General features: G+C 51.1%; 20 protein-coding genes. 18 read left to right on the top strand and 2 right to left on the bottom strand.

The annotated features are described in order from the left end of the window. The first annotated feature begins 132 nt into the window (after positions 1 to 132). From amt to G8764_RS22920, 11 genes are all read left to right on the top strand, one after another. Entirely contained in the window at positions 133 to 3,543 is a 3,411-nt protein-coding gene (gene amt, locus G8764_RS08020) for an ammonium transporter (RefSeq protein ID WP_166163924.1), read from the top strand. A gap of 386 nt (positions 3,544 to 3,929) precedes the next feature. After that, positions 3,930 to 4,955 carry a response regulator gene (locus G8764_RS08015; RefSeq protein WP_166163922.1) on the top strand — a complete coding sequence of 342 codons (1,026 nt, stop codon included), beginning with the start codon at positions 3,930 to 3,932 and terminating at the stop codon, positions 4,953 to 4,955. A gap of 27 nt (positions 4,956 to 4,982) precedes the next feature. Further along, entirely contained in the window at positions 4,983 to 5,582 is a 600-nt protein-coding gene (locus tag G8764_RS08010) for a cysteine hydrolase family protein (RefSeq protein ID WP_166163920.1), read from the top strand. Positions 5,583 to 5,598: 16 nt separating this feature from the next. Further along, positions 5,599 to 8,436, top strand: coding sequence for a PAS domain S-box protein (locus G8764_RS08005; protein WP_166163918.1), 2,838 nt, complete (start codon positions 5,599 to 5,601; stop codon positions 8,434 to 8,436). Positions 8,437 to 8,687: 251 nt separating this feature from the next. Then, complete coding sequence (locus G8764_RS08000; protein WP_207951755.1) at positions 8,688 to 10,622, top strand: pilus assembly protein N-terminal domain-containing protein; 1,935 nt, start codon at positions 8,688 to 8,690, stop codon at positions 10,620 to 10,622. 30 nt (positions 10,623 to 10,652) lie between these two features. Continuing rightward, entirely contained in the window at positions 10,653 to 11,387 is a 735-nt protein-coding gene (locus G8764_RS07995; protein WP_166163914.1) for a tetratricopeptide repeat protein, read from the top strand. Positions 11,388 to 11,925: 538 nt separating this feature from the next. Beyond that, positions 11,926 to 12,324, top strand: coding sequence for a hypothetical protein (locus G8764_RS07990; RefSeq protein ID WP_166163912.1), 399 nt, complete (start codon positions 11,926 to 11,928; stop codon positions 12,322 to 12,324). Positions 12,325 to 12,410: 86 nt separating this feature from the next. After that, complete coding sequence (locus tag G8764_RS07985; protein WP_166163910.1) at positions 12,411 to 13,181, top strand: SAF domain-containing protein; 771 nt, start codon at positions 12,411 to 12,413, stop codon at positions 13,179 to 13,181. Positions 13,182 to 13,206: 25 nt separating this feature from the next. Next, a complete protein-coding gene (locus tag G8764_RS07980) occupies positions 13,207 to 14,541 on the top strand; it encodes a TadA family conjugal transfer-associated ATPase (protein ID WP_166163908.1) in 1,335 nt (444 codons plus the stop codon). Next, positions 14,538 to 15,422: a type II secretion system F family protein gene (locus G8764_RS07975; protein ID WP_166163906.1), complete on the top strand. Its 885-nt coding sequence runs from the start codon at positions 14,538 to 14,540 to the stop codon at positions 15,420 to 15,422. Before G8764_RS07980 ends, G8764_RS07975 begins: the two co-directional genes overlap by 4 nt. After that, positions 15,419 to 16,258: a type II secretion system F family protein gene (locus tag G8764_RS22920; protein WP_166163904.1), complete on the top strand. Its 840-nt coding sequence runs from the start codon at positions 15,419 to 15,421 to the stop codon at positions 16,256 to 16,258. Before G8764_RS07975 ends, G8764_RS22920 begins: the two co-directional genes overlap by 4 nt. 32 nt (positions 16,259 to 16,290) lie before the next feature. On the opposite strand, the gene G8764_RS22475 is transcribed toward G8764_RS22920, so the two are convergent. Further along, complete coding sequence (locus tag G8764_RS22475) at positions 16,291 to 16,545, bottom strand: hypothetical protein (protein WP_243748657.1); 255 nt, start codon at positions 16,543 to 16,545, stop codon at positions 16,291 to 16,293. On the opposite strand from G8764_RS22475, the gene G8764_RS07965 reads away from it, so the two are divergent. The 7 genes from G8764_RS07965 to G8764_RS07935 all read left to right on the top strand — a co-directional run bounded on the left by G8764_RS07965 (position 16,525) and on the right by G8764_RS07935 (position 25,683). Continuing rightward, positions 16,525 to 17,358, top strand: coding sequence for a hypothetical protein (locus tag G8764_RS07965; protein ID WP_243748656.1), 834 nt, complete (start codon positions 16,525 to 16,527; stop codon positions 17,356 to 17,358). The two genes, G8764_RS22475 and G8764_RS07965, sit on opposite strands and share 21 nt — an antisense overlap. 179 nt (positions 17,359 to 17,537) lie before the next feature. Then, entirely contained in the window at positions 17,538 to 19,868 is a 2,331-nt protein-coding gene (locus tag G8764_RS07960) for an ATP-binding protein (protein WP_166163900.1), read from the top strand. Between the two features lie 199 nt (positions 19,869 to 20,067). Then, entirely contained in the window at positions 20,068 to 20,916 is an 849-nt protein-coding gene (locus tag G8764_RS07955; protein WP_207951754.1) for a putative bifunctional diguanylate cyclase/phosphodiesterase, read from the top strand. A 287-nt stretch (positions 20,917 to 21,203) separates the two neighbouring features. Next, positions 21,204 to 21,392 carry a hypothetical protein gene (locus G8764_RS07950; protein ID WP_166163898.1) on the top strand — a complete coding sequence of 63 codons (189 nt, stop codon included), beginning with the start codon at positions 21,204 to 21,206 and terminating at the stop codon, positions 21,390 to 21,392. Positions 21,393 to 21,528: 136 nt separating this feature from the next. Beyond that, on the top strand, positions 21,529 to 22,950 hold the full coding sequence (locus G8764_RS07945) for a sigma-54-dependent transcriptional regulator (protein ID WP_166163896.1): 1,422 nt from the start codon (positions 21,529 to 21,531) through the stop codon (positions 22,948 to 22,950). 114 nt (positions 22,951 to 23,064) lie between these two features. Next, positions 23,065 to 23,610, top strand: coding sequence for a heme NO-binding domain-containing protein (locus tag G8764_RS07940; protein ID WP_166163894.1), 546 nt, complete (start codon positions 23,065 to 23,067; stop codon positions 23,608 to 23,610). Positions 23,611 to 23,637: 27 nt separating this feature from the next. Beyond that, positions 23,638 to 25,683, top strand: a complete 2,046-nt coding sequence (locus G8764_RS07935; protein ID WP_166163892.1) for an ATP-binding protein — start codon at positions 23,638 to 23,640, stop codon at positions 25,681 to 25,683. A gap of 119 nt (positions 25,684 to 25,802) precedes the next feature. Here G8764_RS07935 and G8764_RS07930 read toward each other — a convergent pair whose 3' ends face one another. After that, a complete protein-coding gene (locus tag G8764_RS07930; protein ID WP_166163890.1) occupies positions 25,803 to 26,720 on the bottom strand; it encodes a hydroxymethylglutaryl-CoA lyase in 918 nt (305 codons plus the stop codon). Between the last annotated feature and the right edge of the window lie 10 nt (positions 26,721 to 26,730).

Genomic DNA, 26,730 nt, shown 5'->3' with positions numbered 1-26,730 from the left:
CCAAGACGCCCGGTTTGCGGTTGCTTATCCGGCCCCCGGTGCCTGGCAGGGTAATATTGCTCCCGTCAAAGCAAGACTCGCCCCAACTGCTATTCTCATTATTTAGTGGTTACGCTGGCACGGGCTGATTTGATGCAAACACACGGTATTCTCCTCGATATTCTCTGGATTACGTTATGCGGGGTGCTGGTTTTCCTGATGCAGGCCGGTTTCTTGTGCCTGGAGTCCGGGGTTACCCGATCCAAAAATGCCATCAATGTCGCCATGAAAAACGCGGCAGATTTCGCCGTTGCGGTCTTTCTTTTCTGGTTGCTGGGGTTTGGCCTGATGTTTGGCGGCTCCTTCCAGGGCCTGATTGGTACGGACTTCTTTGCTCCCGACCTAGGCCAGGGCGATGCCTGGACTGCGGCATTTTTCCTGTTCCAGGCCATGTTTTGCACCACCGCCGTCACCATCGTTTCCGGCGCCGTTGCCGAGCGCGTCAGGTTTAGCGGTTACTTGTTAATTTGTGTGCTGACGGTGACCCTTATCTACCCCTTTTCCGGGCATTGGGCCTGGGGTGGGCTGATACTTGAGCAGCAGGGCTGGTTGAGCGCAAGGGGCTTCGTCGACTTCGCCGGGTCAACGGTGGTGCACAGTGTCGGTGGCTGGGTCGCCCTGGCGGCGGTGCTGGTGGTGGGGGCGAGGCAGGGGCGTTTCGTCGACGGCGAGCTGCAAGCTATCCCCGCCAGCAACGCGCCACTCGCCTGTCTCGGGGTTCTGTTTTTCGTGGTCGGTTGGATCGGCTTTAACGGCGGCAGCACACTGGCCCTGAACTCCCAGGTGCCAGGCATTATCCTGAATACCATACTGGCGGCGGTAAGTGGCGCCATAGCGGCCTACCTGCTCTTGCGCTACAAGAAGAACATACCCGGCAACGAATGGTTCGTGCCGCTCAACGGGTGCCTTGCCGGCCTGGTGGCCATCACGGCCAACTGCCACGCGGTAAGCTCCGGCGAGGCCGTTCTGATTGGAGCCGTGGGCGCTTTGGTGATGGTCGCGGTAGATTCCTGGATGCTGAAGCATCAGCTGGATGACGCCATCGGTGCTGTGCCGGTGCACCTTGGGGCTGGAATCTGGGGCACGCTGGCAGTGGCAATCTTTGGCGATCCTGCCGTACTTGGCACCGGGCTTTCAACGCTCGAGCAACTGCAGGTGCAGTTGCAGGGCATTATCAGCATAGGATTGTGGTCGTTCCTGGTGGCACTGGCCGGAATATCCATCATCAATCGCATCAGTCCATTGCGGGTAAGTGCGGAAGATGAACAAGACGGCCTGAATGTCTCGGAGCACGGCGCCCGCACCGACTTGATCGACTTGCTGCGCTCGATGGATGTGCAACAACAAACCGTCGACCTGGACCACCGCGTGCCGGTCGAACCCTTTACCGAGGTGGGCCAAATCGCCGCCGGTTACAACCGTGTCATGAACGCCCTGGCCGATGCCGTCAACCAAACCCGCGCCATAGTGCACGACATTCGCGACGCCATTGTGACCTTTGGCGAAGACGGATTGCTGACCAGTTTCAACCCGGGGGCGGAAGTCATTTTCGGCCTCCCCGCCCACAATGCGATCGGGCAATCCGTGACAAAATTGGTCAATATTACCGATACGGATGCGATCGCTATCAACCAGATTCCACTGAACCAGCCCCGGGAGATCCTGGGCAAGCGTTTTCAGTCAGACCCGTTTTATATGGAAGTGACACTCACCAAAGGCCTGATTAACGGCACCACTCAATACACCGCTTTGTGCCGCGATATCCACGAAAAACGGCGTGTGGAGGAGCAACTGTACCGCGAAAAAGAACAGGCGCTGGTAACCCTGTCTTCCATCGCAGACGGCGTGATTACCACTGACCAATCCGGGCGAGTTGTTTATCTCAACAGTGCCGCCGAGCAACTCACCGGCTGGACCCAGGAGCAGGCGACTGGACAGCCCTGTGTCGATGTTTTTCAGCTGCTACTTCCCACCTCGGTGACCAGCGCGGTGATGTTGCGCAAGGCCCTGTCCGGGCAAACAATTCGTGTCGAAGCGGATAATACCGTCTTGTTCAACCGCAACGGCGACGACCACGCCATTACCCATACCGCCGCGCCCATCAAGAATCGCAAGGGCCACGTATTTGGCTGCATTATTGTGTTCCACGATGTCAGCTCGACGCGGAACATGCAAAAGCAGCTGTCCCACCAGGCCACCCACGACGCCTTGACCGGGCTGTTTAACCGCACCGGGTTTGAGAAGATTGCCGCCAACCTGATTGAAAATGCCAAGTCCTTGCAGCAAGGTAAAGAACAGCAACATATCCTCGGTTACCTGGACCTGGACCAGTTCAAGCTGGTCAATGACTCCTGTGGCCACGTGGCCGGCGACGAGTTGTTGCGCCAGGTGGCCACGGTGATCGCGGAACAGCTGCGCTCGGGGGATACCATTGCGCGTCTCGGCGGCGACGAATTTGGCATACTGCTGCACAACTGCCCGCAACAAAAAGCACTCGAAATCGGCGAGAATATTCGACAGGCAATCCAGCAATTTCGTTTTCCCTGGCAGGGTCGCCACTTCGCGATTGGCGTCAGTATCGGCCTGGTGCAGATCAACGCCCACTCACCCAACCTGCCGAAGCTGCTCAGCCTGGCAGACTCGGCCTGTTACGCCGCCAAGGACCAGGGCAGGAACCGGGTCAACCTGTACGAACCCGACGACAAGGAGATGGCGATACGCCGCGGCCAGATCCAATGGGTATCGAAGATACGCCATGCCCTGGACTTCGATAAATTTCGCCTGTTTTACCAGTCCATCGTCCCGGTTGACCCTGCTCAAGGCCAGCTCAAGCATATTGAGATGTTCGTGCGCATGATCGATGACGACGGCAGCATTATCCCGCCGGGTGCCTTTATACCGGCGGCGGAACGCTACAACCTGATCCAGGAGATCGACCTTTGGGTGCTGAAGAATGCCCTCGCCTGGATCGGGGATAACGCCGCGCGAGCGGGCGATGATTTCTATTTGTGCGCGCTCAACATTTCCGGCCCATCAATCAGCGATGACACCTGTCTGCGGGAAATCATGGGCTTTTTTGATCGCTACAAGGTGCCCGGCAACAAGGTGTGCTTCGAAATAACCGAGACGGCCGCAATCAGTAACCTGGAATCGGCGCGCAAGTTTTTTCGCGCACTGAAAAACAAAGGCTGTAAATTTGCCCTCGACGATTTCGGCGCAGGCCTGTCGTCGTTCGGTTACCTCAAGACCCTGCCGGTGGACTACCTGAAAATCGACGGCTCGTTTATCAAGGACATTCACAATAACAGCGTCGACAGCGTAATGGTGCAGGCAATCAACACCATTGGCCACGAAATGGGCCTCAAGACAATCGCCGAGTTTGTTGAATCCCAGGACATTCTTGACCACTTGCAAACCCTGGGCGTTGATTACGCCCAGGGTTATCACATCGATAAACCTGCGTCGCTGGAAAACCTGGCAAGCGTGGCCTTTATGCCGCGTTAATACGCGGCACTCTTGTGGTCGGGGCTTGTTGTCGGGGCAAATCGTAGTCAGGTCAGGTCGCAGCCACCTAGAAGTAGGCCCACCGATGAATACTGCGTCCCGCTTGCTATCTGTGTTTATGGCAGGAAAAAGCAGTGAGTGGCTGGCATTTTTACCTGTATAGCGCTCTTGGTGAGGTGGCAGTTAGTTGCGACTTGCATTTTGCAATGCAAAATGAAAAGCAATTTGGCAGGGGACCAGTCTGTCGATCTGGTCAGGCCTAGAGATAAATATAAGTTATTGATTTAAAACGAGTTATTCGTTGGAGTGGCTGGCGCATATTTTGCTAAAGGATTATGAATTTTATTTGCTTGTGGTTGTACTCAAACTGGAAGTTAAGAATACTTATGGTCAATGTGCTCGAAATTATTCAATTGATAGCGGCGGGTCACTGGAAGCAGTCCGGATCGAAGTTGCCATTATTGCTGACGAATAGAACCGGATATTCCAGGTTGGCTATTTCGTGCCTACCCACTGACATTGTCAGCGGCCTTTTGCCCCTGATTGTGACAGCCGTCGGTCGCGCAACTTCAGTTGTAGAGGTAACAATCTCTATTGCGGAAAGTAAACTAATGATCGCGGTGACGCCTGACGAATATAGTTCGTCGTCAATCGCGTTTGATTGGGATGACTGTTGCGTATTGAGCAACCCTCTACCGCCAATAATCCTGGACTCACAATCCCTAACACCCATCACTAATGACAGCAGTCTCGTCTATGAATTGTCAACATTAGCAAAACGCTTGAACTTGTTTGATAGGTTACAGACGGCTGCCGACGATGTTGCAGCGAGAACTGAGCCAACATTTTTCTTTTTTGATTGCCGGCTAAACCCGGAAATCGCTAACTATGCCCGACAGAGCGGCAGAGAGAGACGATCAATTTGCCTATACGATATTGATCAAATAAAAGCAGCCACACTTCAAAGTGGTATTCCTCTGTTCTGGCCTTATTTTGACAGCGATTTAATCTGTTTGCTGAACGGTTTTCAAAGAAAATTAATGGTCTTGTTGGCAGATGATAGCAAGCCAAGTCAAATTACAACTCAGGTAATGTTGGAGAGACTGGGTTGCCAGGTTGTTTGCGCCGATGACGGTGAGCAGGCTTTGGCCATTGCTGAAAGCAAGCGCTTCGACCTGATCTTCCTGGATGAACGCATGCCTCATATGAACGGCAGCGAAGTCGCAAACCGGATAAGCCAGCCCGGATCAATAAACTCACACACTGATAAAATATCCCTGACGGGTGTTAATGGTCAGGACGCCATCGAAAAACTTTTCGACGCCGGTATTACCCAACATATTGAGAAGCCGATTAAAAAAAGTTCCCTGGAATCATTTCTATTTACCTGGCGCCAGTACCACACATCGTAATCCGCGCCCTATCTCGAGTAGCAAACTATGAATCAAATAAATGAAAAAGCTCTGGTATTGATCGGCTTCCAAAACGACTACTTTTCTCCTGATGGTATTCTCTACAATGTCATCGAAGAGTCGTCCCGTATTACCGGTGTGTTGGAAAACACCCTGGAATTGTTGCGCAAAGCCGGGAGGGAGTTCGGGTTGGTGGTAAATACCCCGATTCACTTTACCGAAGATTATAGTGAGCTGAAAGAGCCTATTGGGATATTGAAAACTATTAAGGAAGTTGGTGCATTTAAAGAAAACACCTATGGTGCACAAATTATTGAGCAGCTTGATGCCTTCTCCGATATAGTGAAAATGGTCCCGGGCAAGAGAGGGCTCAATGCATTCTTTAGCACCAACCTGGAAAATATCCTCAAGGATTCAGGGATTAAGGAAATTGTTTTCGCCGGTACGGTAACCTCGATTTGTATTGATTCTACAGCTCGCTCCGCGGTGGATCTTGGTTTTCAAGTTACCATTCTCGAAGATTGCACCTCCAGTCGTACGCCTTTTGAGCAGATCTTTTATTGCGAAGAGGTCTTTCCGCTCTATGCCCATGTATCTTCGTCAAAGGCACTGATAAGCGAATCCTGATTGGGAGTATTACTGTTTGTCCAGCAATCCTAAAAGCGACGAGCTGCAAACCCAGATCAACTACGCGCTGGTAGAAAAGCTGTCGTACAATCAAAAGCGTCACTCAAAACTGTTGTCATTGCTTGACGAATGTATTTTTGAGTGTGACCAGAATTTTAACCTGACGTATGTCAATCCCGCCTGGAAGCGCCAGCTGGGATACCAGGATAAGGTGCTGCTGGAATCGAGGTTGACTGAATTCCTTGCAACGGAAAAGGATGACAGGGTTTTCAGTGATTATCTGTCACGCCTGGGCTGTAAAGATGTGAACCAGGCCGAATTGCAGCTGGTTCCCAGTGAGGGGCCACCGCGCTGGTTTGAGTTGCGCCTGGTCGAAACGGACACAGATGGAAAAGGCTTTATTGGTTCTTTTTTTGATATTCAGCAGCATAAAAACATGGAGGAACGCCTTCGTAAGCAGGAGCACTACTCTCGTCAGCTCTCACTAGTGGCCAGACACACCAACAATCTGGTTATCATTGCAGATCGCGAAGGAAGAATAGAGTGGGTGAATAGCAGTTTCGAAGAGCAATCCGGCTATAAGTTGCAGGAAGTCACAGGTATGACTCCCGGGGAGTTCTTGCAGGGGCCCGCCACAGATCCGGAAACAATTAGAAAAATGTCCAGGGCTATCAAAGAGGGCAAAGAATTTACTGTGGAGATTGCCAATTATCGGCGCAGTGGCGAGCTCTACTGGGTGGCGATTGATGCTTCGCCAGTTCTAGATGATGACGGACGCATAAGCCATTTTATCGCCGTCGAAACCGATATTACCCAGAGAATAATAGCAGAGGAGGCAGCGGCAAAAAGTGAATTTAATTACCGCTCTGTCGTCGACAATATAAAAGAAGTGGTTCTGCAGCTGCGTCCTAATGGAGAAATGACATTTATCAATCATGCCTGGCAAAGTTTAACAGGTCTCGATCCGGAGGGCTGCCTCAATAAGCCAATCGCGAATTACGTCGGTGAGCTATATAAAGATCTAATAAATCATGCGATAGCCGCCTACCGAGCAGGTAAGCGCACCAATACAAGAACTGATATTCAAATACGAAAGAAGAATAGCAGTGACTCCTGGGTTGAAATGACCATGACTCCCATAGAAAGTGGGCAACAGGGGACATTAACTTCCATAGCGGTCACCCTGGTGGATATCGACGAGCGGGTTGAGTCGGCGCGCGCGCTGCAGATGGCGAAGAACCAGGCTGAATCATTGGCAGAAGCAAAAAGCAGATTTTTGGCCAATATCAGCCATGAAATCCGTACTCCATTGAATGCAATCATCGGCTCTTCCGAAATTCTCGGAGATACAAGGCTTTCCAGTGAGCAGAGCCGTTATGCGTCGTTAATTAAAACCAGTAGCAGTGCGCTGTTGACCATTCTGGATGATGTGCTGACGTTTTCCCGCTTTGAATCAGGACTTCTAAATCTGGAAAATAAGCACTTCGACCTGTCCAGCTGCCTCGAAGACGCCATAGATATGGTGGCGCGTGAGGCTTTGCAAAAAGGGCTGCAATTGATTCTGGATGTGAGGCCCAATGTCCCTATGACGTTGATCGGCGACAAGCCCAGGTTGCGTCAAGTGCTGACCAATTTACTGGCCAACGCTGTTAAATTTACTTCCCAGGGACAGGTTGTTGTGATTGTGGATAGCCGTGCATCGGGAAACGATGACTGCGAGCTGATCGTTAGGGTCAAGGATACCGGTATCGGTATTCCACTTGAAAAACAGCAAAACATATTTCAACCATTTGTCCAGTCAGATGTTTCTACTACGAGAAAGTACGGCGGCAGCGGCCTGGGTCTCGCAATCTGTCACCAGATCTGCCAAGCAGCTAGGGGCAGTATCGAACTAGTGTCCGAGCCGGGAAAGGGGAGTGAGTTTACGGTGATTTTTCCCCTGCGCTGCGACCCCACTATAGACAATAATCTACCCGCAGATACCGTTAAGCGCAGCCCGTTTGCAATTGTTGGATGTAATTCTGCGATTAATTCCGCAGTAATCCATCTGCTGCAGCGCTATAAAATTCCCCATCAATGCTTTGAGCAGGCCACAGATTTAACAGCTTCCAGGATATCTGCGTACAGCACTGTCATTATCACAAGCCCGGATATGGTTGACCAGTTTCAGCGTGCACCCGGGGTGGTCGAGGCGAAAAGCCCGACACTCATTTCGGTTAACCCTTTGTTACAGGAAGCTTCTGCTAACAGGGCCGATGATGTGAGCGACATCTCTCTATCAGGGCCATTCAAGATATCAGCTTTTGTACAGTCTTTGGGAATAGCCAGCGGATCGAACAGGATTGACCAGGGCCAGTCGTTACCCCAGCAGGTGAAGTACTTGTCTGGAACCAAAGCGCACTATGCGGATAAGGTAGTCCTGGTCGTCGAGGATAACCAACAAAACCAAATGGTTATTCGCCATTTCCTTGAAGCTAGAGGTTGTGGTGTCCGCGTCGCCCAACATGGCTTTGAAGCATTGAATATTCTCGAAGAAGAGCGAATCGACCTGGTGTTAATGGATATCCAAATGCCGGTTATGGACGGAATTACAACTACTCGACATATTCGCAGTCTCAGTAAACATTTCAGTCAGGTTCCAGTGGTAGCAGTAACAGCAGATGCTATTTATGGTGATAGGGAACGTTTTATAAAGGCTGGTATGAACGACTATTTATCCAAGCCGATTTGCCGACAGGAGCTTTACAATATGCTGGCAAAATTTCTTGATTGTGGAATGGAAATTGGCGGTCTTTTGGGAAAAATAGTTCGCCTGTCAGAAGCGCGCGCGCAACTACAGAAAAAGCATAAGTGATGTTCACTGTTGCAAGCCGCAATCCGCGTGGCAATTTGCGAATCATAATAAACCGAATTGTTCTAATCTCGTAATACTCGCTAGTGATAGTCTCTATGGTTTCTGTAACCAACTGAATAATATGGTGTTTTTGAGTTTCAAAAGCAGTCGTTTCAAGTTGGCTCGCATCCTGCTCTACCTCCTTTAATTCCGGGCTGTTTTATTCAGCACCGAAAACTAAAAAATGGCGGAGAGCTATCATGAAGCAAATATTGATCTTCTTGCTGATCGTATGCGGCGTATTTTCAACACAGCCGGCAACGTCAGGGAGCAACGGCCTCAAGTTCGTGGAAACAGCCGATGGCAGTAAGTCCCGCAACATTCGTGAGTTGGTGCAGTGGACCCATTCACGCATGGTATTTTCCAAGCCTCTGGAGCGAGTGGCTGTCGGTCAAAAAGAAACCCTTCAGGTAGAAATACTCGGCAGCAATGAATTGTTAGCTCTGGCCAAAAAAGTCGGTCGCACCAGTATTATGGTGTGGTATACCGACGAGACATCAGAGACGTTTTTGTTCAGTGTGATTGAGGATCTCAGCGTGCTGCACTCGGCTCTCGGAGACATCCATCCGGGTATTCGCCTGACGCTGGCCCCTGACAGGGCCGCTCTGGTTCTCCGTGGACGTGTGCCCACGATTGAGTTCCGCAACGCTGCTGAATCCGCTGCACGTCATTACCTGGATGCCGGGCGGGATTACCAACCGAGTGCTACGGATGTGCTGCTGCAGTCTACCTCCGGGCAGCAGGGTAGGGTCGATGCTCGTTTTCGCTTACCTGGAAGCAATGACCAGAAGCCTCGTCGTAACGTGGCCAAGGCAGCGATTATTAACCTGATTCAAGTTGAAGAGCTGCCGCTGGACATCACTGAAAAGGTCAAGAACGCCGTTGATCGTCTCGGGGGGGCGGCAGTAACTGTAACTCGCATTCAGCAAGGCGATACACCCCGAGATGAAGTTGACACTTTGTTGCTAGGTGGCTTTGTCGAAACCCAGGTAGATCTGGTCAGGGTACTAAATCTGGCATCCAGACTGTTTACTGGAAATTATACCGAGTTGTCCGGGGTTGACACCATTACCACAATTGCCAACGAATCCGGAGGACTGGTAAATGGGGCCAGGACCGGCACAGCCGCGCGGTCCTCTGGTTTTGGATCCAACCCGGCGGGTACATTCGGCAGTGGTCTGGCGGGTAATAACCTGCTGTCCAATGTCGGTCGAGCGAAAATGTTATCCGTTGCTGGCGGCCGGATTCTGTCGACCATCGAGGTTCGCGATCTGCCTCAGGTTCGGGTAGCTGTGCAAATGTATGAAGTGAATCGCCGTCAACTCAAGCAATGGCGGCCGGACTTTTCCCTGATTAGTAACGGCTACGACAGTGGCGGCGGCAATTTTGGTCTCGCCGGGGCCTCTTCCCAGGCCGCTAGTGCCAGTCAGGTTGAAAATGCTTTACAGGTACTCGGTGGCACTTTGGTCAATAACTTTCAGCTTGGTAGTCGCGATATCGCTTTTGATTTGCTTTTCTCCCTGCTGGAAGAGGAGGGGATATCCCGCACGCTTTCGCGTCCCAACTTGACGGTATTGGCGGGAGAGTCTGCAGTCTTTCGTGCGGGCGGTGAAGTGCCTGTGCCCACAGCATTTGCACCCACTGGCATCGCCAATGATGATCAAATCGGCACCAATACCGCCGGGGTCTTCAGCGGTACTGAATTTAAAGCGTTTGGTGTTCAGTTGGCAGTGCGGGCCCTAGTGGATGAGAAGGACCGTATTACGCTTGATCTGAACCCCGTGATCTCAATGCCCGACACGCTCCTCACCCAGGATATCGCGGGTAGTACCGGTGCCGCGCTCAATACCTCGGCATTTAATGTCCGCAGCCTCAATACCTCTACTCGCCTGCGCGATGGTCAACCGCTGATTATCGGCGGGCTGGTCAGCCGGGATATTAGCGACAGTCACGATTTTGTCCCGGGAGTCAGTCAGCTGCCTTTGTTGGGTAGTTTGGCCGAGGCCACTTCAGCGGCGGACTCAGAGCGAGAACTGATCATCATTGTCACACCGACGATCGTACGTGAACCGCGCCACGAAGTGGAGTTATGGCAGTTTCCGTTGGGGTCGGAGATTTTGCGCAGAGTACTGAACTCCGCCGGTTAAATACTGACTACAGATAGCGAGGAATATCGAATGATTAAAATAGTGAAAAAAGTACTGCCTGCACTGATTGTTGTTGGACTTACCCTGATACAGGGCTGCACATCCCTGGCTGGCAAGCAACAGAGTTTTGACCCGGACTTGCGCCTGAACCAGTTGCTGGATGAGTACAAGGTTGACCTTGATCATGGGGTCGAGTGCCACCGCCACAACAACCATCTGTTGGACTGTCGCAGGTTAGTGCGAGAACTGGAAGGTTTGGCCCTCGAATTTCCTGGCGATCCGACCATTCTGACAACCACCGCGCTGGTGCAGTTTCAGTTGGGACGGCGACTGGACAGCCAGTTCGCTTTGGACCAGGTCCTCGCGATGCCGATTATCGCACCGGAAGCTGCTGTTTTGCGCAGTCGACTGGCGCTGGCGGAGGGCAATTTCACACTCGCGCGAGCAACAGTTGAGCGCCAGCTAAAGCTGGCCCCGGATTACCCGGCGCTGTATGAAGTACAAGCAGCGATCTATTATCTTGAAGGCCGCTACGACCGGTCGCTGCTGGCCATCGAGTCAGCGGACCGGTTGGGCGCTCCCCCCTGGCGCACACACTACCATCTCGGACTGATTCACGAGGCCAAAAACCAATATGCACAGGCCTGTTTGCATTTCACCGAAGTACTGCATACGGAGCCGAGTCATCGTCAAGCGATTTCGAGGCTGCTAATGCTCAGTGAGCAGGAAGAGTGCAACTCGCGTTCCAGCAGATCAAGCAGATAAACCTGACACTGCTGTCGGCGGCAAAAAGCGGCTAGACGCGCGAAAATAATTTTGCTCGTTACTCACTGCTGTAATTATCGTTCCAAACGGCGCCATGACTATGTGGCGCCGTTTTTCTGTTTATTCCATCCTTGAATCTCGAGTTGCAGCAAATATACCTGTGCCAGGTGGGCCTTTATCTCAGTGCTGTGGTGCCCGGCGTTCGTTATTGAATATGCGTTGTATTTTGCAAATGATTCTGAAGAATCGTAACTCCAACAACAATGTGACGCAGCTCACAAAATAACTGATTGCCCCGAAGAATCTTGTATCTCATTGTTTTTTATTGATTTTTTTTAATTTCGCGCATGAGGTGAGCATGTTGGTATGGGGTTCGCAATACAGGGTACAGAGACAGCAAAAAATGTACTTCACCGTTGACTCTAAACAATTGCCAGATGATGAAAGCAGTATTCATTTCCCTGGCGGCAATCGGAACGGCGACCAACAGTGAGCCCGAACCGATCATTTAATCAACCATGACTAAAAGGTAAACAACATGAAAACTATCCAGAAAATTGATTCCGCCAACACTATTCATCCTGCCAGGAAGAAGCAGGGAGGGTTTGTGATGACCTCTGAACTGGTTCTGCTGACCACGGTTATGGTCATAGGGATGACTGTTGGCCTGGTGACTATGCGTGATGCTGTCACCGCAGAAATGGAAGATGTAGCAGAGGCCATTGGTTCCCTTAACCAGAGCTATTCTTTCGACGGCTTGCGTAATGCTGAACTTACCGCAGAAGTTACAGGCTCTTCGTTTGAGGATGCCATTGACACAGGCGCAGGCGATGGCGCTGGCTTTACCTTCACGGCTTCACCTGCGAATGAGGGCGTATCGGTCAATAACGGCGTCGGCGCAGACTTGACTGCCGCAGGCAATCAGACTGCTCCTTAAGCCGTGTCGCACTCCTGGCTGCCACCACTATTGAGGTGGTAGTCGGGGGCGAAAAAAGTCGATCTTTATAGTAACCGAGGTGAATTATGAAACGTAGAATGACAGGTAGTGTAACAGGGGCCATCGCTCTGTTTATCGCTTCAAGCATGGTTACCTCGATTCTTGGATTTCGACAGTTTGAACGCATTACTACGACACCGGCGTGGGTGATGAGCGCCAACTTGCCCCAGGGATCCATTATTACTCGCGATAGCCTGGAACAGGTGCGGATTGATAAAGACCTTACCGAAACCAGCATTCAGAACCCCCGTCAATTGCTCGGCAGGGAGCTCAAGATCGGAAAAAGGTCTGGTGACCTCGTTCGTCAGCAAGATATAAAGCTACCGGCGCAGACATCCTTGTCTCATGCGATACCGGCGGGCCGGGTACTGTATACGTTACCAAATGTTCATGGTGGCATGCCTTTTTCCAAGCTAAGTACCGGTGATCGCCTCGATGTCGTTGTGCGCGGTAATCGGGTTGTACGTACCGTAGCAAGGGACATACAGTTGATTGGTATTATCAATCCTGAGAAGGGCAATTTGGTAGAAAAAGATAAGGGGGTTATGAGCCTGCTGCAACCGAACAGCAGTGAGCGGGAGATAAGCCCTGGCCATCCTTCGTTGGTGATGGCAGTGCGACCCGCCGACGTGTTTCCTCTCGCCAGTATTGGAGCGAAAGATAAGGTGTCCTTGATCCTCCACAGCGCCCATGACATCGCCATGGGAAAAAAAATTAATGTCGATCCGGAAAAAACCTACCGGGAAGTAGAGGTTGTCTCAGGTCTGCAGCGTAGCAAGGTACGTATTGGACTCTAACTGAAATTGTGAGGTGAAAACTGTTATGTATACTCTAAGTCGTTACGAACGAACCCATGACATCAGTTTAGCAAACGATTGTGATACTGATTACATCAAGCAGCTTCGCAGTTATCTGCACAACAGAATTATTGATAGCATGGAAGATGAAAGTGTTGAATTGCTTAAAGATCGTGCATTTGTAAGGCGCCGGCTGGAGGAAATAATAAGTGGCCTGGAGAGTAATCGTCGGGCTAACCTTTCAAACAAGCAAATAGAGCAGCTTAAGAATGATGTATATGAAGAGCTCAATGGTCTCGGTCCTATTTCCCAGTTGATGATTGATCCAGCCGTCACAGATATTCTGATTAATGGCGCTGAAGAAATCTGGGTTGAGCGTAATGGTTCACTCACCCGCACGGAGCTGTACTTTGATGATGAAGACCACCTGCGTCGCTTTCTCGATCGAATCGTCTCTATGCAGGGACGCCATCTGGACGCCAGGCAGCCCACAATTGATACTCGCCTTGAGGATGGCAGTCGCCTGCATGCGGTTATACCGCCGCTGTGCGCCAAGGGTATTGTAGTATCGATTCGACGCTTTCATTCAGAACGAATGACAGCAACAAATCTCGTGGATTCCGGTTTTATCAGTGATGACATGCTGCGTTTTCTGCAAATAGCAATCAATGCCGGTATTAATACTGTAATTGCCGGTAGTGCCGGAGCCGGAAAAACCAGCCTGCTCAACGCCATTTCCGGCTTTATCCCTACCGGTGAGCGCATAGTTACGGTAGAGGAGACAGCGGAACTGAAGCTCCAGCATCCCCATGTCATCCCACTCGAAGCCAGACCGGCGAACAGCGATGGCAATGGCAATATCAGCCTGCGTGACCTGGTGCGAACGGCTTTGAGAATGCGCGCCGATCGCATTATCGTCGGTGAAGTAAGGGGAGAGGAAGTGCTGGAAATGTTGCAGGCCATGAATATCGGTCACGACGGCAGCCTGACCACGGTCCATGCCAACTCTCCCCACGATGTTCTCAGTCGCCTGGAAACGTTGGCGTTAATGGGAGATAACGGCCTTAACCTGACTGTTGTAAGACAAATGATCGCGGCCTCGGTTCAGCTCATTGTGCAAGTCATGCGCTTCCGTGATGGCAGCCGGCGGGTGGTCAGTATCAGTGAGCTATTGCCGGGTGACGATAATTACAGCGTTCGTGAGCTCTTTCACTTTGAAAACCAGGGCCAAAGCGATGAGGGAGTAATTCGCGGTCAACATGTCGCCAATGGCAATCAGAGTGTGCTGGCAGAAATACTCCAATCCAAGGGGTTCGCGGTGGCAGCTTTCAATGAGTTGTTGCAAGGAAATTCCCGGTGAAACTGCTGGAAGTATTTGCACTTGCGGTGGGCATTCTGGCGACGGGATATTTTCTTCGTCGCTGGATCCAGTTACGCAGGGTTGATGTGGAGCCGCCACCGGGTGGGGGCCAGCAGTACCGGGAAAGTCAATCAGAAGGAGTTGCGCTGCAAGGCTGGCTTCGTACTCTCGGAATACAATTGCCGTTATCTCTGATAATCGCATGCACCTTGATGTTGGCGCTATTTGTTATATCTCTGTTCCTGACTTTGTTGCCGGAGTACTTCGCGCTCGCTGTAATCGCGGCCTTCGCAGTTCTTGTTATTGCCTTTGTTACTATTGGCGACCTTGCCAGCTGGCGAATTCGACGGGTGGAAACAGGTCTGGCGGAATGCCTCAATACAATTCGCGCTTCCCTGGTCGCCGGGTTTCCACCCCGTCAGGCAATCGAAGTCGCGGCTCAATCAACTTCCGAGCCGTTAAAAGCGGAGCTGGGGGAAGTGGCGTCACGATTGAAACTTGGCCTAAGCGCGGATCAATCTGTGAGCCGTATGCTTACACGTTACAATTCTGAAGGCACGCGGCTATTTGCCCAGTCACTCATTGCCCATTATCAGTCAGGCAGCAATTATGCCGCCATGCTGGCATCAGTATCGCAATTGATGCACGAACGTATTCGCCAGCGTGCGGTAGTGGTGGGGCAACTGTCTGGCGCCCGCTACGCCGCTATTTTCTCCGGTTTGTTGCCCTATTTGCTCATCCCCTTGCTTTTGTGGCAAAGCCCGAGCTGGTTTGATTCCCTGCTGAATCATCCCCATGGCATCACATATTTAGGGACTGCAGTGGTACTGCAAATTGTCGGGGTTTTGTGGTTGCGCAAGATCCTCAGGAGTGAATTGTGATCTCATCATTCTGGCTTGATATAGTGCTGTTGGCGATTCTGGTGATTACGGGGGTATTAATACTGCTGCTATACTCCAATCGGGCCGCTACTGTCAGCGTAGACAAATTAATTGATCGACCTAATCCGGATATTCCCGGGCCACGTTGCTATCCCCATAACCTGGTGCGCCAGTGCGGTCTATCGCCGGGGGATACGGTAATGCTTTACTGGGCGATAAAATGCGCCAGTGTGGTACTGGTTGGTGTTCTACTGTTGGAGGTGTCGCCGCGGGCTGTGCCGCTATACCTCTACCCGCTCAGTGCGATACCGGCTTTTTTTGCTTGTGACTTGTGGTTGCTGTGGCAGCGCAAGAAGCGTCGCCAACAAATCAGTTCGTCGCTGGAGTTTTTTCTCGGCTTGATGATCGTTAATCTCAATTCCGGCTTCAGCCTTAACCAGGCTTTTCGCAAGGCCGCCCAATATGGCCTCCACCAAGCCAATCCACTCGCAGAAGAGGTGGCGTTGATCTCTCGGGAGCTGGATGCGGGGCGAGCCAGGCAATTGGCCTTTACCCGGCTGGCGCAGCGCACCGGTGTAGAGTCGGTGCACCGGCTGGCGACGGTAGTTAATGTCGGGCTGGAGATGGGCACACCGATGATCGACGCTCTTCAGTCCCAGGCTAAGATACTTCGAATGCAAAGGAAGCAACAGGACACCGCGCGGATTAATCGCAAGACCATGGAGACGATGCTGCCCGTATTGTTGACTTGTTTTCCAATGTTTTTAATGCTGGTACTGTTCCCGGCAGGCATTCAAATTCTCAATGTGTTAGAGCTATTAGGCGACATTTTCTAGATGCCGGGTTGCCTCTGCAGAACGTTTTATTACTATAAGGTCGGATTATGAAACCAGATTTCAAATACTACCCAAAGTCCGGGGTCAGCTTGCACCGACAGCGGGGTTTTGTACTGACCATAGAACTCATATTGATTACTACTATCCTGGTTATCGGCAGCTTCGCAGGGATTATAGCGATCAGGGATGCGCTCATTAAGTACAAATTCAAGCACCAGGACCGTAGCGTAGTCATCGCTGACAGTAATAACCGGGTGCTCGGGCCTATGGTCGGCCTGGATGAGCACGAAGCGCCGCTCTTGTTTTATATTGACCGGACACTGGCGGCGGATAGCAATGGTGATTCGCGCGCCTTGCGCGCCCTGATCGGGGTTCGCGATGACCGCTTTACCAGCCGTGAGCCGATTTACTATACCCAATTAAACTGTCAGGGTGATCCCTGTATCAAGCCCACCAGCTCCGAAGTTTTCGATAACCGTGGGGTAGATATTGCTTCCGTGGATACAGGCGCTGTGAGCTACTTTCACGCTTTGCAAGGAGCGCCTAATTATGCCATCGGCGCTTCTCCGGACAGAATTAAAGGTTACCTGTACCGACAAACCACAGAAATCTGCCCTGTCAATACGCTGACTGCGGTCACTGGTTCTCGTTATGTCTCCCAGAAAGTGGTCTTCGGTGAACCCTGCGAATCGCCGTTTGTCCTGCCGCTTCCCGTTGGCGAGTCGCCACGTTTCTGCCCATCGAGTGCAAATTCAGGCTCTACCACTTGCCCCCAGGTTGGCCCGGATGCCTGTGGTATTGTCGAAAAAAACGGACGCGACAAATGCGCCTGTCCGGCGGGCTATTATGATGCCGGTGCGCTTCTTGGCCTCGCTGAAGGCCAGTGTTGCCCCACCGGCACTGAAGCTAAAGTGGACCCCCTGAATGGCGGCCTGGCGTGCCAGGGTGCCGGTCTTGTTCGCGCGGAGTCTGTTCCGGACATCAACGATCCGGAGAAAAACGCCCTCGAGGATTTCCAGCCACCCTTCCAGGTAAATTTGCCCACGGCAGTCGGTGGAGATGAGCAGTGGATATCCACTGCACCAGAGGCTGAGAGGTAACCCTGGAAAATATTGCACGCATCAAAATGCCTTGCAATTTGCAAGGCATTTTCGTCATTAGTTTGCACCAGAGCCGGATATCCGGAAATAATGGCTATATTTCAATGAGATAGGGGTGGAATGGCAATTGCTTGGAGTAGCTTTGTTAACATTGTTTTATTCTGTCGGCAGGACTCCTCATGCACAGTGCCAAACCCACTATTGACGAAAAAGAGCGACTGGCGGAGCTATTTTCTCTCAAGCTGCTAGACACCGATAGCGAGGAGCGTTTCGACGCAATAACGCGCTATATAAAATCCCATTTCAGTGTTCCAATCGCATTAATTAGTCTTGTGGATAGCGAGCGCCAGTGGTTTAAATCCAAACAGGGGCTCGAGGTTTGTGAAACCGACCGCTCGCTATCCTTTTGTGGCCACGCCATTCACCAGGAGGAGGTATTTGTTGTTGAAGATACCCTCAAGGATGAACGCTTTGCCGATAATCCACTGGTGATTTCGGATCCGAAGATTCGCTTCTATGCCGGCTATCCCCTGCATACAGAAAATGGCTACCGCATCGGCACGCTGTGCATTATCGATACCTGCCCCCGTCTTTTTACCCACCAGAATAAGGTAGACCTTCACGATGCCGGCCAAATAGTGGAGGCCCATATCCGCCAGCGCAGTGCGGAAATGGCCTTGGGAAAATCCACGATTACCCGTGGGTTGTGGCGATGGACAAAGGGATACCCGAGCTGTATGGGGCGACGCGATGTATCGCTGCTCTGCGCGGCGATAGTGTTTTCCATTATTATGGCGATAGGCTGGCAGGTCTCATTCGTTTCGCTCGAAGGCTGGAAAAATAACTGGTCGGGGTACCTCTGGCGCTATGAGCTTTATGCGTTAATGGCCGCTCTTATTTCTGCGCTGATTTACTACCTATTGCGATTGCCGAGGAAACTGCGCCTGACACTCGATAAAAATACTGCCGCCCGGATTCGCAGTGAGCGCCGATTTCGGGATGCAATAGAAGCCCTGCCCGAGGGCTTTATGATCTTTGATGCCGATAAGAGGTTGTCAATTTACAACGATAATCTTGTCAAGCTATACCCATTTGTCAAAAAGGCGATTCAATCTGGCGCGGCGCGCCAATTGCTAAGTGAAAATTATGACCAGTGCGAGTTGATGACGGAAGCTCACGTTCACCCCCCGTGTTCAGGCAGAACGCCGGCGCCGAGCGAGGATATAAAACTCGAGGATGGCCGCTGGCTGAGAGTGGTCCAACGGGCTATGCGAGACGGTGGTACGGTCTGCCTACACACTGACATTAGCGACCTTAAAGCCAGTGAAAAAGCCCTGTGTGATGCCAAAGAATCAGCCGAGCAGGCCAATCGGACCAAGACCCGGTTTTTGGCCAACGTTAGCCATGAAGTCCGAACTCCTTTAAATAGTGTGCTCGGCTTGCTTGAAGTACTGCAGGAGGACCAGAAGCTTAATGACAGACAACAATATTACATAAAAACTGCCAAAGACTCCGCTAGTCATCTGTTGCTGCTTTTGAATGACATACTCGACATCAGCATGATAGAAGCTGAGAACGTAGCACTTACCTTAAGTCCTTTAAACATTGAGGACCTGGTCAGGTCGATAGCCAGCCAGATGACTAGTAAAGTAAGAGAAAAAGATCTTTTGCTTAAGGTTACAGTAATGCCCGGGATGCCAGACAATCTACTGGGTGATCAGGATCGTATCCGGCAGATTTTACTCAACACACTCGATAATGCCATTAAATTTACAGATACAGGGAGTGTAGAAATCTACACTGGTTTTGAATCTGTATCCGATAGCCAAATGAACGTAATTTTCAGAATTTCTGACACTGGGATTGGTATACCCGAAGAACATATTGAAACAGTATTCGATCCTTTTACCCGAAATGAACCTGAGGCTAACAATTGTCATGGTGGTATCGGTCTGGGGCTGTCTATTTGCAGGAAGCTGGTCACGGCAATGCAAGGAAAAATCTATCTGGACAGCGAGCCAGGCAGGGGTACTACTGTTCAAGTCTGTTTGCCATTGGTAGTTGATAGTCGGCCAGGCGAAGGAGTAAAAAACCGAATAGCGAGCGCTGGCGAATATCGCCACAGTGACCAACGTCCATGTTGTGTACTATTGGTTGACGATGTAAAAACCAATCAACTGGTCATTACTTCAATGCTAGATGCTCATAATTATGAGATTGATATTGCCAGCGACGGCGTCGAAGCGGTAGCCGCTGCCATGATCAAGCACTATGATGTAATCTTAATGGATATCTCCATGCCTAATCTGGACGGAGTCGCAGCAGCTCGTAAAATCAGGGCGCCTCATTCAAACAACAGCAGTACGCCCATTATTGCTTTCACTGCCAACGCAATGGCGGGTGATAGAGAAAAATTTCTGCAAGCAGGCATGAATGATTACCTCGCCAAGCCGGTTCGAAAAGCAGACTTGCTCGACATGATTCAGCGTTGGGAAAAAGTCTCTAGTTAACAGCGCCCTGGCAGTATGTTGTCATGACATGCAAATTGGTTTGCATCCTGCAAAATTTTAGGGAAATGATTTAAAAATTTTAACTGAAGTTGAAATTCGGCAGTAATAATGGGTGTGAGTCTTCATTTTAAAGGACGTGTTTTATTGGCTTGTTTGTTGCTAATTAAGTACTAACAACCGTCCATTTTGGAGCCTGATCATGCACGACATATCGACACCCGTACAGCCGCCTTCAATGGTTAATGATGATGAAAAAAATAAATGGGACGGTCTTGCCGCCATCATTGACGATGCCATCGAGCATCAGCATTTCAGTATGGTGTATCAACCGCTGTTTTCAATGCAGACGAGTAGACTGTTGGGCTTCGAAGCATTGGTGCGGTGTCAATCCCCGCAATTTGGCTTTATTTCTCCTGAAGATTTTATTCCCCATGCCGAGAAGTCCGGACGCATTGTGCCCCTGGGCGACTGGATCTTTCAAACCTCGTTGCTCGATCTAAAAAGATTTCATCAATACGGTTTTCACAATATCTCCATGTCGCTCAATGTGTCGCCAGTGCAGATTGTGGAGAGTAATATCTTTGAACGGGTCATGTCATTAATCTCCAGGCTTGATATTCCGCCAAACCGGGTAAAGCTGGAGTTGACTGAAACGGCTCTTATCAAGAACCCACAAACAGTATCTCGAGTGTTTGACGTTTTTCAGCAAGAGGGGGTGCAGATTTGGGTGGATGATTTTGGAACCGGCTTCGCATCCCTCAGCCTGCTGCGAAAGTTTAAAGTCGATGGTTTAAAGATTGACAGAAGTTTTGTGGATGGGATTTCCGAGAGTAATGATGATTTCACCCTGTGCAGTGCCATTATCGCAATGGCGCAACGCCTGGGCCTTCATATTGTGGCCGAGGGAATAGAGGATGACACGCAGTTACAAATCCTGAATCAGCTGGGCTGTGAAATTGGCCAGGGCTATCTGTTAGGCAAGCCGGAAAGCTTCGAGCGTAACTTGCAGCTTTGGTCGCAAAATCAACGTACAAATAACGAGCTCTAGTCAGTGGAGGCATGGGGGAGCATGTCGTTGTAGAGCGAAATCAGCTCCCCGGAAGATTAGGGTGCCATTTGTCCCACTGTTTCCAGATTTACCTGTACCAGAATAATTAGCCGCCAGATCAAAGGTTTACACAGTTGGGGAGGCCAATCTGGAGGCCAAAAGGGGTTTACGCGCCACCCTGGAAAAGCCTGCAAAGAGTTTATCCTGAGCTAGAATAAGTTAATTGCGGCTGGCAATAGTAGGCATTGTAGTCGGCTGGCAAAGTAAGAAGGTGGGCGCTTACTGACATGGATCTAAATTCATTGCAAGTCGGCTTGCAAAATGATTTGCAAAATGCGAATTTACTCGGTGGTGGTTTGGTATGCAGGCCAATGGTGCTGTATCCAATTGATTTTAAAGAGAATAATAAAAGTTATTGGGGCGGCCTAAAACTTGCGATGCATTATCAAAAGGTTTTGAAAATGCGAAATCGGTGATGGCTGGCAATATTGCCTGAATTGAATGGTGTGCCAGATGAGCTTGTTAGATTCCATCCAGGTACGCAGGTATTGCGGAAGTGCCCGGTCTGTCCATCAAAGCCTACTGTCTCCATGAGCACTACAGGAAACATACATGTCAGAATCCAGTAAAAGCCCGTTGATTTTTGTGGTAGAAGATAGTCTGTCAAGCGGCGCACTCTACTGCAGCCAATTAGAGGCTGCCGGCTACAGGACACAGCATTTTACCGATGGTCACTCCGCGCTGGTCGCCATCAAAAGCGGGATGCCGGACGCTATTGTTCAAGATGTGTGCTTGCCAGACATCAGTGGGCTGGATGTACTCCAGTTCGTGAATCGACAAAGGGAGCCAGCTCCAGTTGTACTTATAACATCCAATAGCTCTATAGAAATTGCGGTTGATGCAATGCGTCACGGTGGATTTGACTTTATTGAAAAGCCGTTTTCTTCAGAGCGAATGCTGACTTCAGTCGCCAGCGCACTGAAGCAGAAATCAATGGTCGTGGTTCCTGAAAACGCAGAGGCTACAAAAACTACGGCAATAAAGAAGAACTTTATTGGCGACGCACTTTCAATGCAGACTGTTTTCAGGTTACTTGAGAGTGCTGCCTGCAGTAAAGCCAGTGTGTTCGTGACCGGTGAAAGTGGTACCGGCAAAGAAGTTTGTGCCATAGCGTTGCACGAGGCCGGTGCCAGGAGTGAGGGGCCATTTATCGCCATTAATTGTGCGGCCATTCCCCCAGAGCTCTTCGAGTCTGAATTCTTTGGTCATATCAAAGGAGCTTTTAGCGGTGCGCTCGCTGATCGAAAGGGGGCGGTTGAGGTGGCAAATGGAGGAACTCTTTTTCTCGATGAAATATGTGAAATGGAATTGAGCCTGCAGGCCAAATTGCTGCGATTCTTGCAAACCGGAACCTTCACCCGGGTTGGCAGCAGCACGGTCCTGCAGAGTGATGTACGAATTATTTGCGCAACTAACCGTCATCCTGCAGAGGAGGTTGGCGAGGGACGATTTCGAGAAGATCTCTACTATCGTCTAAACGTAATTCCAGTACAGCTGCCTCCGCTCAGGGAGCGAGGTAGAGATATTGTGCTTCTGGCTCGGCATATCCTTCATGAAAAATCTGTCGCTAATGGCAAGGCATTTACCGGGTTTTCCCCTGAGGTTGAACAGCTTCTCCTCAATTATGATTGGCCTGGGAATATTAGAGAGCTGCAAAATGTCGTGGAAAATATGGTTGTTATTCACGATGGAGAGAGCATCGACCTCTCAATGCTGCCGGTCGGGTTTGGCGAAAACTCCGTCCGCCCGCAGAAAAAGGCCTCTGCAAGCACAACAAGCTCGAGCGCAGAAAATCCGGCTTCGGTGATGTCAAAAGATGAAATACGGCCTTTGAATATTGTTGAGCGCGAGGCTATAGAAAGTGCAATCAGTGCCTGTGAGGGTAACATTCCCCTGGCGGCTGCCCACTTGGGAGTTAGTGCTTCGACTATATACCGAAAACTCAAGTCCTGGGAGTCCGGTGAAATTTCATAGGCATCAAATGTATGAAAGCGTTACTTCCAGGCTGGCATTCGTGCAAGTAAAGCATCATTGAATCAAACCGGACTGAGAACCTAAGGTAACCCACAACAGGAGGAGGCAGACACTATGTATGGTTTAATCAACAAGTCACTTAAATCTATGGTCATCGATCACCATGGGCAGGAGCTATGGCAGCAGATCCTCTCTACTTCCGGCGTTGACCTGGATTCTTTTGTCAGCATGCAGCGGTATGACGACCAGGTTACATACGCTCTGGTAGGTGCTACGTCTGAAGTCCTCAAAACGCCTGCAGAAGACTGTCTCGAAGCTTTTGGTGTTTACTGGTCGACTGTGGTTGCTCCCAATGCCTACGGTGTTCTGTTGGACAGCACGGGAACAAACCTGCTGGAATTTTTGCAGCATACCAATGATCTGCATGACCGGATAACCTCTACTTTTATTGGCTATACGCCGCCGCATTTTGAGGTGAGTCACGAAGACAACAGAGTTGCGTTGCACTATGAAAGCAAGCGGCAAGGTCTAACACCGTTTGTTATTGGTGTGGTAAAGGGGCTTGCACAACGTTTCGGTTCGACTATTGATATTGAGCCAGTACAAAAAGTGGCTGTACCAGAGGGCGAAAGCAGTATTATTTACTTCACTATAAATTGATTAATACTCCCAATACAGACAATATTTATGAATGAAACAACGGCTGACTGTGTCACAGCACTAATTGATCAATTGGCGTCGGTTTACTTCAGCCTTGATGTCGATCTAAAAGTCAGGGCCCCCAGTGCGGTATTAGCCAAGTACCTGGCTGAATCGCAGCTCTGCTCAACCCCAGGCTGGCAGGCAGATTTCACCGAACTGTTTGACGTAATTCGTCCCAATAAAATTGACACTTTTGGCAGTATTAAAAAATCGCTTGGCAGCATGGTGCTACTGGTAACCAAAGCGGGAAATTTTGCCGTGCGCGGGCAGTTTGTTGTGACTGATCCACAGCAGACGACAATGATGTTTGTGGGTTCGCCCTGGCTTTCCTGGATGAATGCTAACCAATCAAACACAACTCTGATGATGAGCGACTTCAAATCCTGGGATCCTCAGCTCGATCAATTAATACTGCTTTCTACCGAGAGCCAGAACCTTAAGGATTTACAACAGCTCGCAGAGGAGCTGAAAACAGCGAAGGAAAAGGCCGAAGCGGCGAGTCAGGCCCAGGCCGATTTTTTTGCCATCATGAGTCATGAAATGCGCACCCCTTTGAGCGGGGTGATTACGGCTTTGGAATTAATCGACTTTCGATTGTTGGAGGAGCCGGTTGCCAGGATGATTAAAATTTCCCGGGAGTCTGCTGAAAATCTCAAGCTTGTGGTTGACCATGTGCTCGACTATTCCAAGCTGCAGGCGGGAGGCTTTGAGAACACTGTGGCACCTTTTGATCTGCGCCAGATGCTAGACGCCACGTTGCGCATAGTTGAAGCGCGAGCTCGCGATAGGGGCAATGACCTCGTCGTTAGCATAGACGACAGCGTCAGCAAATACGTAAGTGCCGATGAATCTAAAGTCCGCCAGGTTCTGATCAATCTGCTCAGCAACTCGATTAAGTTTACGAAAAATGGCCGCATTGAGATCAACCTCTCCCAGGTGAATGACCTTTTGACAATTTGTGTCCATGACAGTGGTAGGGGAATACCTGAAAACCTTCACGATAAAATATTTGAGCCCTTCCTGACTTATAGCGGCAACCAGGGGGACGAGGAAAGCGGTACAGGGTTGGGGCTAAGTATTTCTCGCAAGCTGGTCGAGATCATGGGCGGTACTATAGGCTTCGAATCTTCGCCCGGCCAGGGTGCACAGTTCTCTTTGCACATACCCGTAACCGAAGTAGATCCCCAGGATCTGGAGTTCCCCGGCATAAATGACCAGGTTGCTGCGCCAAGCTTTAGCGGGCGCGTTTTACTGGCCGAGGACAACAAAACCAATCAATACTTAAGTAAATTACTGCTTGAGCGGCGTGGGCTCAAAGTGGATGTGGCGGATAACGGCCAGCAAGTTATTGAGATGGCGACCTCTCATACATACGATATTATTTTCATGGATGTCTCCATGCCGGTTATGGATGGGGTTAACGCCACGACAATATTGCGGCAGTGGCACAGTCCAGCTCAATTGCCGATCATAGCAATGACAGCCCATGCGGGTGACGACTATCGTCAGCGATTCATCGACAGCGGAATGAACGCGGTCATTACGAAGCCGATTGACCCAGAGCTGCTAGATGAGCAGCTTGAACGTTGGCTTTGCGGGCAGGAAGCCACCGCTGATAAAGGTGATCGGTCTATAGTTCAGGCAATACCGGGCGATACGGCGCAAGACGCCCAGCAAGAACTGCCAGTTATGGACAGAACAGCCGCTGAACAACTAATCGAAGACATTGGTACCAGTGCGTTTTTGAAAGTAACAGGGCTCTTTCAAGATGAAATTCAGCAGGGGATTAAAGAAATTCATAGAGCCCACGGAGCCAGCGAATTGGGGAGTGTGGCGAATACGGCTCACTCTATCCGCAGCACGGCAGGCTCAATAGGCTGTCTGCGCCTGAACGCACTGCTCTCCCATATCGAAGCCTGTGCCCGAGCGAGTGAACTAAGCGAGCTCAACGACAGTATGGCTCAGCTCACCGACACCGCCACCGTGTCATTGGCCGCTATTGATGACTTCAAGCAGCAGTGTGGCTCTTGACGTCGATGGGCTGATATATTTCAGAAGCGTTAACTGGTGCATAAGCTTGTGCCGCCTGAATAGTTCACACTCATACAGGATTATGGATGTGAACTGAACAAGGCTGCGCCATCGCCCGGCTATTTAGCCGCCGCACACGCCAACCCAACCCGCGAGCCATTGGCTCGCTGCAGGGCAGCGCTGATAAACTGGCCGGTGGCCACCAGCTGGTCGAGATCCACCCCGTGCTCGATGCCGAGACCGTTGAGCAGGTAGACCACGTCTTCGGTGGCGACGTTGCCCGAGGCGCCCTTGGCGTAAGGGCAGCCGCCGAGGCCGGCCACCGAGCTGTCCACCGAGGCGACCCCCATTTGCAGGGCGGCGTAGATGTTGGCGATGGCCATGCCGTAGGTGTCGTGGCAGTGAATGCCGAGCTTGTCCACCGGCACTTTGCTGGCCACGGCGTCGAGCATGGTGGTGATAGAGCGCGGGGTGCCGACGCCGATGGTGTCGCCGAGGGAGACTTCGTAGCAACCCATCTGCAGCAGCTCGGCGCTGACATCGCGCACCACCGCCGGGTCGATCTCGCCGTCGTAGGGGCAACCCACCACGCAGGAGACGTAGCCGCGCACGGCAATGCCGGCGTCCTTGGCGGCCAGCATCAGCGGCTCAAAGCGCTGGATGCTCTCGGCGATGCTGCAGTTGATGTTTTTCTGGCTGAAGCCCTCCGACGCCGCGGCGAACACCGCCACCTCTTCGACGCCGGCGCTGAGTGCGCGCTCGAAGCCTTTCAGGTTCGGGGTCAGGGCGGCATAGGTAACCCCGGGCTGGCGCTGCAGCCGTTGGAACACCTCTTCGCTGCCGGCCATCTGCGGCACCCACTTGGGGTTGACGAAGCTGCCGGCCTCGATATAGCGCAGGCCCGAGTCGCCTAGCCGCTGGATCAGCTCCAGTTTCAGCTCGGTGCTGATGGCCTGCTTCTCATTTTGCAGGCCGTCCCGCGGGCCCACCTCCACAACGCGCACCTGGCGCGGCATGGATTCCGTTTGGTTGGTCATAGATTTGCTC

Source organism: Pseudomaricurvus alcaniphilus (assembly GCF_011440395.1).
Taxonomy (GTDB): Bacteria; Pseudomonadota; Gammaproteobacteria; order Pseudomonadales; family Cellvibrionaceae; genus Pseudomaricurvus; species Pseudomaricurvus alcaniphilus.
Note: the sequence above shows the minus strand (reverse complement) of the source record. Positions and strands in the feature narration are given on the sequence as shown.

Coding starts and splice junctions, on each gene's coding strand:
- G8764_RS07965 (WP_243748656.1), top strand. CDS start 16,525: ATGGTCGGCCTGGATGAGCACGAAGCGCCGCTCTTGTTTTATATTGAC.
- G8764_RS07985 (WP_166163910.1), top strand. CDS start 12,411: ATGAAACGTAGAATGACAGGTAGTGTAACAGGGGCCATCGCTCTGTTT.
- G8764_RS07980 (WP_166163908.1), top strand. CDS start 13,207: ATGTATACTCTAAGTCGTTACGAACGAACCCATGACATCAGTTTAGCA.
- amt (WP_166163924.1), top strand. CDS start 133: ATGCAAACACACGGTATTCTCCTCGATATTCTCTGGATTACGTTATGC.
- G8764_RS07995 (WP_166163914.1), top strand. CDS start 10,653: ATGATTAAAATAGTGAAAAAAGTACTGCCTGCACTGATTGTTGTTGGA.
- G8764_RS07930 (WP_166163890.1), bottom strand. CDS start 26,720: ATGACCAACCAAACGGAATCCATGCCGCGCCAGGTGCGCGTTGTGGAG.
- G8764_RS07990 (WP_166163912.1), top strand. CDS start 11,926: ATGAAAACTATCCAGAAAATTGATTCCGCCAACACTATTCATCCTGCC.
- G8764_RS07940 (WP_166163894.1), top strand. CDS start 23,065: ATGTATGGTTTAATCAACAAGTCACTTAAATCTATGGTCATCGATCAC.
- G8764_RS07935 (WP_166163892.1), top strand. CDS start 23,638: ATGAATGAAACAACGGCTGACTGTGTCACAGCACTAATTGATCAATTG.
- G8764_RS07950 (WP_166163898.1), top strand. CDS start 21,204: ATGGATCTAAATTCATTGCAAGTCGGCTTGCAAAATGATTTGCAAAAT.
- G8764_RS07945 (WP_166163896.1), top strand. CDS start 21,529: ATGTCAGAATCCAGTAAAAGCCCGTTGATTTTTGTGGTAGAAGATAGT.
- G8764_RS08015 (WP_166163922.1), top strand. CDS start 3,930: ATGGTCAATGTGCTCGAAATTATTCAATTGATAGCGGCGGGTCACTGG.
- G8764_RS07955 (WP_207951754.1), top strand. CDS start 20,068: ATGCACGACATATCGACACCCGTACAGCCGCCTTCAATGGTTAATGAT.
- G8764_RS08010 (WP_166163920.1), top strand. CDS start 4,983: ATGAATCAAATAAATGAAAAAGCTCTGGTATTGATCGGCTTCCAAAAC.
- G8764_RS07960 (WP_166163900.1), top strand. CDS start 17,538: ATGCACAGTGCCAAACCCACTATTGACGAAAAAGAGCGACTGGCGGAG.